Annotated in this window: 12 protein-coding genes and 1 pseudogene; 1 reads left to right on the forward strand and 12 read right to left on the reverse strand. The window is 65.8% G+C overall.

Features of this window, described 5'->3' with window-relative positions; genetic code table 11:
* The 4 genes and pseudogenes from JJ918_RS04105 to JJ918_RS04120 all read right to left on the reverse strand — a co-directional run.
* Positions 1-1,083: pseudogene (locus JJ918_RS04105) on the reverse strand (hypothetical protein); the annotation flags it as partial.
* 66 nt (positions 1,084-1,149) lie between these two features.
* Positions 1,150-1,833 (reverse strand): ABC transporter ATP-binding protein, encoded by a 684-nt coding sequence (locus JJ918_RS04110; RefSeq protein ID WP_291883642.1) that lies wholly within the window; start codon positions 1,831-1,833, stop codon positions 1,150-1,152.
* 12 nt (positions 1,834-1,845) lie between these two features.
* Entirely contained in the window at positions 1,846-2,640 is a 795-nt protein-coding gene (locus JJ918_RS04115; RefSeq protein WP_291883646.1) for an ABC transporter permease, read from the reverse strand.
* Positions 2,641-2,793: 153 nt separating this feature from the next.
* Positions 2,794-4,302 (reverse strand): glycosyltransferase, encoded by a 1,509-nt coding sequence (locus JJ918_RS04120; protein ID WP_291883649.1) that lies wholly within the window; start codon positions 4,300-4,302, stop codon positions 2,794-2,796.
* 81 nt (positions 4,303-4,383) lie between these two features.
* Here JJ918_RS04120 and JJ918_RS04125 point away from each other — a divergent pair, with 81 nt between their 5' ends.
* The gene (locus JJ918_RS04125) at positions 4,384-5,577 is read left to right on the forward strand and encodes a glycosyltransferase (protein ID WP_291883652.1); all 1,194 of its coding nucleotides are present in this window, start codon (positions 4,384-4,386) and stop codon (positions 5,575-5,577) included.
* On the opposite strand, the gene JJ918_RS04130 is transcribed toward JJ918_RS04125, so the two are convergent.
* Genes JJ918_RS04130 through JJ918_RS04165 form a run of 8 tightly spaced genes read right to left on the reverse strand, consistent with a single transcriptional unit; the run spans position 5,534 to position 12,531 of the window.
* Complete coding sequence (locus JJ918_RS04130) at positions 5,534-5,995, reverse strand: prepilin-type N-terminal cleavage/methylation domain-containing protein (protein ID WP_291883654.1); 462 nt, start codon at positions 5,993-5,995, stop codon at positions 5,534-5,536. The two genes, JJ918_RS04125 and JJ918_RS04130, sit on opposite strands and share 44 nt — an antisense overlap.
* Positions 5,992-6,609 (reverse strand): A24 family peptidase, encoded by a 618-nt coding sequence (locus tag JJ918_RS04135; RefSeq protein ID WP_291883657.1) that lies wholly within the window; start codon positions 6,607-6,609, stop codon positions 5,992-5,994. The genes JJ918_RS04130 and JJ918_RS04135 overlap by 4 nt, the downstream gene beginning before the upstream one ends.
* Positions 6,610-6,616: 7 nt before the next feature.
* A complete protein-coding gene (locus JJ918_RS04140) occupies positions 6,617-8,815 on the reverse strand; it encodes a hypothetical protein (protein WP_291883660.1) in 2,199 nt (732 codons plus the stop codon).
* A 1-nt stretch (position 8,816) separates the two neighbouring features.
* Positions 8,817-9,302 carry a hypothetical protein gene (locus JJ918_RS04145; RefSeq protein ID WP_291883664.1) on the reverse strand — a complete coding sequence of 162 codons (486 nt, stop codon included), beginning with the start codon at positions 9,300-9,302 and terminating at the stop codon, positions 8,817-8,819.
* Entirely contained in the window at positions 9,299-9,883 is a 585-nt protein-coding gene (locus JJ918_RS04150; protein WP_291883667.1) for a hypothetical protein, read from the reverse strand. The genes JJ918_RS04145 and JJ918_RS04150 overlap by 4 nt, the downstream gene beginning before the upstream one ends.
* Positions 9,883-10,926, reverse strand: a complete 1,044-nt coding sequence (locus tag JJ918_RS04155; RefSeq protein ID WP_291883670.1) for a hypothetical protein — start codon at positions 10,924-10,926, stop codon at positions 9,883-9,885. Before JJ918_RS04155 ends, JJ918_RS04150 begins: the two co-directional genes overlap by 1 nt.
* Positions 10,889-11,932: a type II secretion system protein GspK gene (locus tag JJ918_RS04160; protein ID WP_291883673.1), complete on the reverse strand. Its 1,044-nt coding sequence runs from the start codon at positions 11,930-11,932 to the stop codon at positions 10,889-10,891. The genes JJ918_RS04155 and JJ918_RS04160 overlap by 38 nt, the downstream gene beginning before the upstream one ends.
* A complete protein-coding gene (locus tag JJ918_RS04165; protein WP_291883676.1) occupies positions 11,929-12,531 on the reverse strand; it encodes a hypothetical protein in 603 nt (200 codons plus the stop codon). The genes JJ918_RS04160 and JJ918_RS04165 overlap by 4 nt, the downstream gene beginning before the upstream one ends.

Below are 12,531 nucleotides of genomic sequence, written 5' to 3' on the forward strand. Positions count from 1 at the left end.
AATCGTCTCCTGCGCGGCCTTCGCCCGGTCTTCGGCATCCTTCTGGTCGCCCCGGGCCTTCTCCAGGTCCGTCTCAAGACCGCTAATCGTCTCCTGCGCGGCCTTCGCCCGGTCTTCGGCATCCTTCTGGTCGCCCCGGGCGGTTTCCAGATCCGCCATCGCGTCTGCGATCACGGCCTCTGCCCGTTCGGCCTCCGCGGTCTTGATAGCCAGTTCGGTTTTCGCCTCTGCCAGCTGGCGCCGGAAACGCTTGTGGGTCGCCAGCAGAATGCTCGTTGCCGCAGCAATCTCTGCATCGATCCGGTCGAGCACCTCCGGCCCGGCCTGCCTGCCTCCACCCTCAAGCACCCGATCGACGGCGCCGACAATTCCCGCGACTGTCGCCGAGAAGCGCGCATCGGCTCCCGAACGGGCCGGCTTGAGAAAGGCCTCCAGGTCGTCCTCGACCTCCTGCCGGTTCCGGGGCCAGGCAAACCCGGCGATGTCCGCCAGGCCGAAGATCCGGTCCGGCCAGTTCACAACATCCGCGCCATAATCCAGAACAAGGTTCGGGGCGTCGCCGAGAACCCGCAGCGTGCTGGTATTGGACTGGGCCCACAACAGACCGGCCTCGTCTGCGCTCATCCCGTCCCGCCGGTCGAGCGAGGCGGCGACGTCGGCGGCCGCACGACGGCAATGGATCAACACGGGCCGGTAGCCAGCCTTCGTGACGGCCTCGATCCAGAAACCCGGGATCAGTGCACAGCGCGGGTCCTTGATGACGATGAGTGGCGCATCGCCATAGACCTCGCCGACGAGCGCGGCAGCGTCCGCAATAGCGGACGTGCCGAAAGACGCCGTAATCCGGCTCTCGGGAACCGGGTCATCCCAGCCGAAATCCTGGGCCTCGAGCAGGCGTTCGTTGAAGTCGACAATCGAGCGCGGCTCCCAATAGCCGGTCTCATTGCCCGCATTGGCCGGCAGCACATCCTCGGGCAGGGCTGCGCCGAACAGGTTGGCGATCCGGGTGCAGGCCGACGTGCCGGACCGGTGCATGCCGAGAACCAGGATGGCCGTCTTCTGGGGGGCGGAGGATTTTGCCATATCGCGCCTGCATGCCTTTTCATTATCCTGCGGACTGTCCGGTCCGGTATCTGTGCGCCGGGTGGCCTACGCCTCGGCGTAGCGCCGGATCGCCTCGCCCATATCGCCGAAATACCGCACCTTGCCCTTCTCGAGGAAAAGCCCCTTGTTGCAGATCCGTTCCAGCAGGCGGTTATTATGCGATGCCAGCACCACGATGCCGGCGGCAGCGACGAGCTCCTCCATGCGCTGGGCGGCCTTTTCGCGGAAGGCCGCGTCGCCGGCGCCGATCCACTCGTCCATGATCAGGATGTCGGCATCCAGTGTGGTCGCGATCGAAAAGCTCAGCCGCAGCTGCATGCCGCGCGAATAGGTATCGACCGGCCGCTCCAGATATTCGTCCAGCTCGCTGTAGGCCGCGATCGGCTCGGACAGTTCACGCGCCTGTTTCCAGTTGTATCCGGCTGCCAGCAGTCGCAACTGGATGTTCTCGTAGCCGGTCGCATCCCCATTGATGCCCAGGCCGGTCTCCATGAGCGATTGCACGACGCCCACAGAGTGGACCTTGCCAGCATCCGGAATGACGACACCGGAAAGCACCCGCAGCAAAGAGGTCTTGCCCGCACCGTTGGCACCGACGACGCCCAGCTTGTCGCCCTCGGCGAGGTCGAACGAGACTCCGTCCAGCGCAAGCTGGTGGGTCGGTTGCCCGCGAACCGCGGTAAACAGCGGATATTTGAGCGTGATGTCTTGTGCAGAAAGTTTGGTCACGTCGCGGCCCGGTCAAACCCAATAGAAAATGCGGTTCTTGTTAAGGCGGAAAACCAGCGCGCTGATGGCGCAGCCGGCAATGGTGATCGCCAGCACGATCATCCAGCTGACATACGGCACGGTGCCGTAGACCAGCGGATCGCGGAAAATCGCGATCACGTGCGTGAACGGGTTGTAGTCGGCATACTTGCCGTACTCGCCGAAAGACGCAGGCACCCACAGGATGGGCGTCAGGAAGAAAAGCAGCCGGACGAGGGTCTGGGTCAGGTGGACCAGGTCGCGAACACGCGCACAGATCACGCCCAGAAGAAGCTGGGTCCAGATGCCGTTGATGATCAGTATGGGAATGGACAGCAGGGAGGTCAGCGCAATCCACGGGTCGGGTGCCGGGAAAATCGCCAGAACGATCAGGATGACCAGCCCCGTCAGCGCCAGCTGGATCACGCTCCGCGTCACGCTCTGCAGCACGTAGATGCCATAGGGCAGATCCGTGCCGGTGATCCATCGCGAACTGGCGATGAAAACATTACAGCCTTCAACCAGATTGGCCTGGATGAAGGTCCATATCAGGAAGCCGGTCGACAGCCAGACGGCGAAGAAGGACATTTCCTCGGCCGACAACACACCGAAGATCACGATCTTCACGCCCACGAACATGGCAAAGGAAACAAACAGCCAGGCCGCGCCGAGCAGCGAACGGTGGAAACGGCGGCGCCAGTCGTGCCAGGCCAGCATCAGCCAGAAGCGCCAAAGGCGGATAACAGCAGGCAATTTGATTTCCGGCTGGGTCTGATGAGCGACGGTCACGCGCGTGGTCTTCCTGTTCTGGCCGCACACAAGGCAGCGGCCGTGGACCGGACTTCCTTGGCACAAGATCGGAGCTGTCGCCAACTGCCGAACGGCAGTCGCGGGTGCGAATCGGATGCTTCCAATAGCATCCCCAGTTGCCGCGGGCACGCACTACAAGACAAGCCAGTCCTCCGCCCATTCCAACCGGACACGGTCCATGCGCGGCGGCGCATAGGGGTCGGCAGTGCCCAGACGGGGATGACGTTCAAGAACACGCTGCCATTCGGCACGGTGCCGGTCGCTGACAGGTTCACGGCCACGGCTCGCGGACTCGTCATGAATGCCCGAGACGTCCGGCGTCCAGACGATCGACAATCCGCGGTCACGGACATCGAGACACAGAACAATATCGCTGAAATCCGTCGGCCAGCCTTCGTCCAGCCCGCCGATCTCGCGGTACAGCCCGGTCCGGATGCCCAGGCACGCGCCCGTCACCGCGAAGACGTCCCGCGGCACGGTATAGAGGCCCAAAGGACCGTCGGTGCGCCGCCCCGGTTCCAGATGCGCCGGCAGCCCTTCCCGCGACAGGGTCAGACCGACATGCTGACGCCGCCCGTCGGGATACCGCAGATCCACGCCGACAGCACCGATACCGGGCCGGGCGAGCCAGCCGGACATTACCGTCGTCCATTCTGCACCGAGACCGCGCACATCATTGTTCAGCATCACCAGGTTGGGGCAGGTGGCCAGTGCCGCGCCGGCATTGACCAGCCGGGAGAAATTGAACACCCCCGCCTCCCGGCAGACGCGGGCGCCGCGATCCCGGGCCGCCTCGATCAGCGCAAGCGCTGCGGCATCGCGTGTCTCGTGATCGACCAGGATCAGCTCGTCCTGCGGCCGCAAACCGGCTTCCACGCTCTCCAGGCAGGCCGCCAGCAGGGCCGGCGCATCCCGCGTGGGAATGACAATCGAGACACCGGTATCGTCCACCGGCACGCCCCCCTGGCGGGTCCAGGGTTGGATGACCTGACTGCGTCCGAGGCACTCGCTGAGATGCACATGATTTTCCGACTGGGCGATGTCCTGGGCGGCACCGGCGCGGAAGGCGATATGCCGCGTCATTGCGCTGGAATAGCGGTCGAGCGCCGCGGCGGCAGCCGGCCGCAGAACCTCGCGGCCTGCCACCAGAAAGTCCCAGGACACGCTGTCCGCGCCGGTCCGCCGGAACACGTTGGCGATACGCCGACGGGCGCCCGGCATCAGGCTGTCGCCGAGGCTGTGCATGCGCTCGAACTCGGCCTGCGACAGGCGCTTGCCGGACTCGTCGAGATGCACGATCCGCACCGGCACCGGCTTGAAGCCCGCCATGCCCGCCGACCAGACAAGCGCCCGCCAGGTCGAACGCGGACGCCGGGCCAGCCGGCGGATCAGCCGGCCGGACGCTGCGGCCAGATGCCGGAGCCGCGCCGGTTCAAGCCGCGCCGCCTGCCGCTCGCCCGTTTCACGGTTTTCCAGCTCGGCCGTGACATCGCCGGCGGCAAGACCGACCAGCGCCGTACCCGGACGCAGCCGGCCCGACGCCTGCCATTCGCCGCCGGCACGCTTCACGAACAGGTCGAATTCCTGATAACTGACCGGCGTGTCGGGCAAACTGACGATAACGGGGCGCAAGCGTCTCACTCTCACTCTTCCCGGAAGGGCCGGATTGAACACATGGCGGAAGACAGCTCGAATTCAGCCCTTCCGGCCGGGAAACCTCTTATGAGCCTGAAGTCGGCCGCCTACCGGGCGGCCCTAAAGACCTACACGCATATCGGCACACGCTTCACACCGCGCCGCCAGCCCTACATGCCCGGCATGCCCGTCCGGGTCGAGGGGTTTCATGGCGAAATTCTCGGCATCGGCGAAACCGCCCGGCAGTTCACCGGCGCATTGATGCAAGCCGGACACGATGCGCGGTCTTGGACTATCGACCCGCGGCTTCGCCCCGCTGGACCGGCCGCGGCCGACCGCACTGCAGCGGCCCTGCGGGTGAGCCATCTCAACCCGGATCAATTACTGGAATTTTCCATGCGCATCGCCAGTCCCGGCGAGCGGCGCATGCCCCATGCCGGCTACTGGGTCTGGGAATTGGGATGCGCCCCGCAGCACTGGCGCCGGGCCGCCCGTCTTGTCGATGCCGTGTGGACGCCGTCCCGCTTCTCCGCCGATGCCATAACGCGCATCCTGCCCGGCGACCGTGTCGCCGAAGTCCTGCCGCCACCGATCTTCGCTGCCGGACCAGTTGAAGCCCCGCCGGGGCTTCCTGGACGGGCAGAGGCCGTCCGGGTGCTGGCGCTGTGCGATCTGCGCTCCTCGGCGGCCCGCAAGAACCCGCTCGGCGCCCTGGCCACGTTCGAGGCTGCGTCGGCCTCGGCAGCCCGCCCGGCGCATCTTGTCCTGAAAGTGACCGGCTCGGCGCAATGCCCAAGCGAGATGGCTCGGCTTGCGGCGCGGGTCGGCGACCGGCCGGACGTCACCCTGCTGGTGAAGGACTTCACCGACGCGCAGATGCTGGGATTGATCGAGGCCTGCCCGATCGCGCTGAGCCTGCATCGATCAGAAGGTTTCGGCCTGCTGGCCGCCCATGCGGCCTATCGCGGCAAGGCGGTAATCGCGACGAACTGGTCGGCCCCGACCGAATTCCTGACCGCCGAAGGCGCCGGCCTGGTCAATTACCGCCTGGTCCCGGTCGAGGACGCACAGGGCATTTATCCCGATGGGCAAAGCTGGGCGGAGCCGGACATCGACCATGCCGCCGACTGGCTCGTCAGGCTGATCGATACGCCCGAGCTGCAACAGTCCATGGGAGAGACCGCGCGACAACACGCCGATGCATGCCTCGGCCCGGCAGCCTGGCAGACCCGCCTGGCTAGCCTTCTCGACGGGCTGGACCCGTCGGTTCCGACTCGATGAACCCCAGTGGATCGCGAACCTGCTCCCAGCCAATCTTGCGCACCGTGAAACTGTCGCTGCGACCATTGCGCTCCATCCGGACCTCGACGTCGTAGAGGCCGACCGAGTGGATCGACTCCCCCAGATAACCGCGCGCGATCGGGACGGTCGCGACGGGACGCGCCTGCCAGCGCACAAGCCAGCCGCCGATCATGATCTCGCCGTCCGGCTGGAGCTGCGGATTGACGGTCTCCAGCCAGGCGAGCGCATTTTCTTTCGCTTCAAGCGCCGCGGCAGACTGCTCGAGGCGGAAGGCAGCGTCTGCCAGCGCTCGCTGCAGCTGGTAGAGCGGGATCATCGCCACGGCGATCAGTGCAATCGCCGCCAGAACCTCGACGACGGAAAAGCCGGCGCGCTTTTTGAGAACCCGGTGTTTCACACCAACCTCCCCGCCACAACAGCCGCGGAGAACCCGGCGACAAGGCCAGGCCCGAACGCATAGCGCGCCGCTCCGGCCTGCCCGCGCAGCAGTGCAAGCAATACCGTAACGGCAACAGCGACAAGCAGCGCCGGACCGACCCAGCCCAGCCCGCACCACAATCCACCGGCCGCGGCGAGGCCGTAATCGCCGGTTCCCAGACCCTGTTTCCGGCTCCGAAGCCAGACCGCAAGACTGCCGCACAAGAGGACCGCCAGCGCAACGCCGGCACCGCCCAGCGCGATGGCCCATGTGGCGTAAGGATGCAGAACGGGCGCTGCCAGGAGCCCCGAGATAAGGAGCCCGGCCGATTGCAGGTCCGCAATGACACCCGACCGCCAGTCAAGCCATGCAGCGGCCAGGGCCAGCGGAACGGCAATAGCGATGGCAACCGCAAGCAGGGCATGCGTGCCGGCCACCAGGGCGGCTCCGCCAGCGACCGGGGCGGAGATGAAAAGCGCGATCCGTACGGGCCATCCGGCCGGGGAGGAGCCGAAGCCGGCGGTGTATCCGCCCAGCCCGCCCGCGAGGAGTACGGTCCCTGTTCCGGCAAGGATGAGCAGGGTGTCGGTCACACCGGATCTAGTTCCCGTCTTCGCCGTTGTCGGCACCGTGCCAGGCGCGGATCTGCATCGGCTCGGACGGTTCCCAAAGCGTCGATGCGGCCCGGGTCTGGTTCTGGAAACCCGTATTGATCGCACCGACGAGCGTATCGACGATACGCTGGCGATCGCTGCGGGTGTTGAGGATGTAGGGCGTTACGAGAACAACCAGCATGGTGCGGCGGCTCGACAGGGTTTCATTGCCGAAGGCATTGCCGATGAAGGGCACGTCCTTCAACAGGGGGACGCCCCCATTGCCGCGCGTGAAACGGTTCTCGATCAATCCGCCCAGAACAGCGGTCTGGCCGTCCTGCAGCGACAGTTCGGAGGTCATGCTGCGGTTGGAAATGATCGGGCTGGCGATCGCCTCGTTCTCATTGGTCTCGGCCGAGGAAACTTCCTGGCTGATTGCCAGGTCGATGCGGTTGCCGCTGTAAACCAGCGGCGCCACGGTCAGGATCACACCAGTCGAACGGTACTGTACCGTCTGGAGAATGTCGGACGAGCCCTGGTTCTGGGTATCCGCAGCGCGCTGCGAGGTGATGATCGGCACGTCGGTGCCCACCTGCACGAAGCCTTCGGAGCCGGATCGTGTGATAATGCGGGGCGTCGAGAGCACATTGATCTGGTTGCTGGACGAACCGGCCGTACCCGTCAGCGTCACCTGGCCGGTATCAACGACAGCAGAGATTCCGCTTTCAGTGTTGATGTTGGCGGAGAATTGCGCGGCCGTATCGGTGTCGAAAACGGCGTCCAGACCAAAATTGACATCATCGGTGAGGGTCACTTCGGCGATGGTCACCTCGATCATCACTTCCGGCAGCGGGGTATCGAGCTGGCGCAGCAGCGACTCGATCTCCGAATACTCCGCGCGGGTTCCAAAGAAGATGATCCGGTTGCCCATCGGGTCCACGGTCAGGCCGTCGCCGCCGCCGATCACGCGGGGCGAATTGTCCCGCTGGCTGCGCTGATTGCGCTGGCCGTCCTCGCTGGTCGGTGCGGTCTGCGACGTCTCGGACGCGCTGCCGGCCGTGCCCGGCGCGGCATGACCCATCGCAACATTGACGACCTGGGCGAGAATCTCCGCGCTTGTATTCTGCACATTGTAGACATGCGCGATCCGCGCCTCGGCCTCATAGGCGTCCGCATCCAGACGGCGCGCCGTGGCGACGACATGGTTGGCCAGCGAGCGCTCCCGCGCAAATACCATCAGCTGATTGGTGTAGTTCAGCGGCAGAAGCGTGATCGCCCGCGGCTGACTGCTGCCCAGCGCAACGTAGTAGCCCTCGACCGTCAGGATGGATTGCAGGTCCCGCGCGAGATCCTGGACGGCCCAGTTGCGCGGCGTGAAGGTGATGACCTGTGTCCCTGCAAAGCGCAGCTCGTCCATCTGCTCGACAATCGCCAGCGCGGCATCGACCGTGTCGGACAGTCCGCTGAGCACCATCGAATTGCTGCCGCGGTTGGACCGGATGGTCAGCTGGTCGTCTTCCGGGAAAGCCTGTTCGAGGATGACTTCCATGTCCGCCGCATCGATTGCCGTCAGCTCCACGAACTGCACGATAGGACGCAGGTCGCTGGGCACGCTGGGCCGGGCACGCGAGCGGACGAATTGCGGGATCTGGGCGCGCAGCTCGTCCATGCCGACGATCCGGAACAGCCCGTTCTCATAGGTGACGGCGAGCCCGTAATCCTTCAGCGCTTCTTCGACGAGGGCGAGGAAAGTGCTCGGCGGCATGTCGTGCACGCTGCGGAGAGAAATGATGTCGGAGCGCTGCGCCACGTCCGGACCGATGGAGAAGGGCTGGTTCAGCACTTCGCCGAAGACCGTGTTGACGAAGCTCGGCAGCGGTTGGGGTGGCAGGGTGACATTGATCGCCGGACCGTCGAGCGTTTCGGTTACCGGGTCATAGCGTCCTGTTCCCGAGGTGCCGCGACCGAGAGAGGGCACGGTACGGGAATCGGTTTGCTCCACGCCCGGTTCGGCACCCGGCTCCTGCAGATCGACCGGGCCGTCGCCCGGAGCGCCGCGGCCTTCGCGTGCATCGCCGCCGGACAGTTCAATCCCCAGCGGACCCGATCCGCTGAGCCAGTCGAACCGCTCTTCCCCGCCCGTGCTGGCACAGGCCGAAAGAACGCTCGCCAGCACCACCGGCATGCTCAAAAACCGCAACTTCATACTAGCCTTCCCTGGAGGGGTACGCATCGAGCGTGCGTGTCCGTCCCTCTCGCTCGAACGTAACAGATGTTGCCGAAATCGCAGCCACTTGCCAATTGTCGGCCAGGACATCGCCGATCCGCAGCATCCGGCAGCTTCCGTCTTCGCGTGCAATGCAGATCGTCCAGCCATCACCGCGGTTGAGAAAAGCCGCAAGTGCCGGATCGGCAAACGCCGCTTCAACCGCGTCGATGCCCAGTGCTTCGGTGTCTGTATCAACAGCCACGGCGCTATCGCCCAGTGGCTCGGCATCCGGATAGAGACCGCTGGCGACGATTCGCCCCACAAGCGCGTCCACCTCATCTGCCGTCCACGGGTCGACCGGCTGGGCAATGCGCGCATCGCGGTCGACCGACGCGGTTTGACGGCGCTCGCTGCCCGTCAGTCCGAGCGCCAGTGCGCCGGCTGCCAGAAACAGCGCCAGGAGCAGGCGGAAGCCCGAGGTCATGACGCCTCCCCGGTGGCCGTCTCGACAATGGCCGGCGCCCGCAGCGTGGCCTGGACGATCGTGTTGCCACGCACCCACTGGAAGTCCGATGGCACGACGGCGCCGTCCAGGGTTTGCAGGCGCTGGAAGAAATTCAGGAACTGGCCGTCCCGGTCCCGGGCCGTCAGTGTGATCTCGAACTCCAGCCGCCCGTCCGCCGCGAGCGCGTCCGGCCGCGCCTGCACCTCGACCCGCACCCGGTCCAGACCGGCCTGGGTGGCGGCGCTCTCGATAGCGCTCTGCAGCCGCGCCGAGACGATGCCCGTCGTCGCGCCGCGCCAGAAACTGGCCTCGACCCGTTCCTTCTGGGCGGCCAGTTCCCCCGCCGCATCGAGCCATTGCTGGCCATTCGCCAGGCTGCGCTGGATCGCAAGCGAGCGATCGAGTTCGCGCACATCCTGCTGCCGTGCCGCGACCGAGGTCGCCAGATTGCTCAGCCCGACCGCTGCCAGCAGGACAACAAGTATCCCGACACCGGCCAGCGCCCGTGGTGTAGCCTGCTCGCGAAGGGTATCGATCAGCTTGCGAAGACTGTCCGGCATCAGCTGCGCCCCCCGTTTTCGAAGGTCGCGAAAATCCGCCAGCGATCGGCCCGGCCGCCGGGCTCGAGGCGCACATCGCGCAGCACGGGCGTATCTTCAAGCGCTTCGACCAGACTGGCCAGCGGCAGGTCGGAATTGCCGGCGAGTTCGATTTCCATCCTGCCATCACGGACCGCGAAGGTTTCCAGTGTGGCATCAAACCCGGCGGCAGCTTCTGCGAACACGGCCAGCGCCGCAGCAGGATGCGGTGCTTCAAGCAGTTCCGCATAGGTCTGGAGCGTCCCTGCCAGCGCCATGGACTCGGCGCGGGCCGCAACCACTTCCGACGAGCTTTCGGCAAGCGTCGCCAGCTCGCGCTCAAGCGCGTCCGCCGTCATCGTGGCGCGCAGCCACTGTCCGCCCAGATACAACGCCGGAACCAGGAGCAACAGAATGGCCAGCGCGAGATAATCGCGTGCCCGAATTCGGGACACGGCGTCGCCGGCCCGGTTCACCAGTGCGGCGATATCGACATCGCCCTTGACGTCCGTGCGCTCGGATGTGTCGCCAAAGGCGGGAACGGCCCGCACGAACCGGCGCCACTGCGCCTCGTCCGGCTCATGATCCCACCAGCGGCTGGCGGCGAGCTGGCCGCCCTGCCAGACCTGCCCCTCGAAACCGCCGTCACGACGCCGCAGGACTTCACCCTCGGCGACAGGGTCCAGCAGCGATTCCGGAACGATATCGACTTCGGCTCCAGCGAGCGGTTCCAGGATGTTTTTCGGCCAGCTCCAGATTCCCACTCGTCCACCGGACCAGACCAGCCGGATATCGGGATCCTTGAACGGGGACCGTGCCCGCGCCGCCAGTTTCGCCGCCTGTATGGCACGCATGTCGCGCTGGCCGGCCGGCGCGGGAATGGACTCGAAGTGACAGTGGCGCCGGCTCAGGACCACACGCTCGCCGACGACAAGACGGCGCAGGGGCGTACCGCGCCGGTCGATCGAACCGGCGGCAGTCACCCGGCTATCGACCGGCTTCAGGAAGCGGCTGGATTGGCTCATCCGCGCTCATCCCCAACACGTCACTCACATACTCGCCTCCAATACGGTATCTGTAGGCAAGCGAAAAGGGCGCCCGAACACTTTCCGGTGTCAGCGTATAGACCGAAATCCAGGCGTGCCGCGCCGACCGGTCATGGACAATCACGGCGAACTGGCCTGTTGCCGAGGTCGGGGCCGACAGAATGTCCGCCGCCGGATCGAGTTGCGGCCAGTCAATTCCCGCGAAATCGACCAGATATCCGTCCTGATAGTCTTCATAGGCCTCCTGCGCATCGTCCACCGAGTCGGTGAGCAGCCGGAGCATGGGCATGCCGGCGAGCCGCGCATTGATCTGGCGCGTGCCGCGATCCATGGTCAAAAGCAGGAGCCGGTCGCGGTCCGCGCAGATGTCCTCGCGCGCCCAGCCGGCGACCTGGCAGATTTCCAGCGGACTGACGATCGGCCGGTTCGGCGGCATACCGCTCTCGGAATAGGCTGCCTGTTCGGCGCCGCCCGGACGCCTCAGATCGTCCTCGTCCTGGTAGTCGGCCAGCGCTGCGGCCAGTCCGGCCTGACGCAGGTCCGGAACGCCCAGCGCCGTCATCCGCGCATCCCGTCCATCGACGCCCAGCAGTCCGGCGTTGAAGAAGGCCTGCTGGTCGAGATAGCGCACGACGAATTCGTCGGCGTAGAGACGCGGTTCGCCGTTGGCACGCAGCAGGGTCACCTGGCTCGGGTCCTCGATTGTCCGGCCGACAAAGCGGTCGGTCGCACTGAGACCGCCGATTTCGATACCGTTTACCGACATCGGACTGGTCAGAGCGTGATAGAGAAAGGTCTGGTCGGCTGACAGCGCCCCGATCTCACGCTCGAAGTCCGCTTCCTGCCGCGCATAGCTTTCGATGCCCCGCTGGACCTGGGATGCCGCAACACCGACGATCAGGGTTATGACCACGATCGCAGCCAGCGCCATGGGGAAGGCGTAACCCTCGCGCAAACCGGCGTGTTCCGCGGACCGCTCCCTCATTGCACCATCTCGATATAGTCGGAGACGCGGGGACGCGGCGGCTGCGTCTGCGGCAAACCTAGAAACAGGTCCACCGTCGGCTCGGTACCGGGACCGGAAACGCGCAGGACACGGGGGATGGGCCGGTAGTAAGGCGCCTGGCTATGGCCGAGCGCCACGAACCCGCCGGCCGGTGGCCAGTCGGCGCTCCATCCGTCGCCCGACCGCCTGCCCGCGAAATAGCTCAGCTGCAGCCGCCCTTCCGGCAAGCGCACCACTTCGAACCGCTCGCCACCCTCTTCATAATAGAGAGCAGAGCCCCGGCCCTCATCTTCCACCGTCAGCCTGTAGGGCTGCACGCCCTGGCCATCGAGCCCGATTGTCCGGGCTGTCAGGCCACTGGCCTGACGGTCATCGCCGGCAAATCCGCCATTCGTGTCGGAGTAGGTGACAAGCGTTCCGGCCACGGCATGGCGCAGCGCGTTGACGTCCAGACGGTCATGCAGGGTCGAGCGGACATGGCGCTCGATGCGCAGTCCCGTCGCAGAGGCCGACCGGACGGTCTGAAGAACGAGGGCGGACACGATCGCTGTGATGGCCAGCATGACCAGGACTTCCAT

Source organism: Maricaulis sp. (assembly GCF_017642925.1).
GTDB lineage: Bacteria > Pseudomonadota > Alphaproteobacteria > Caulobacterales > Maricaulaceae > Maricaulis.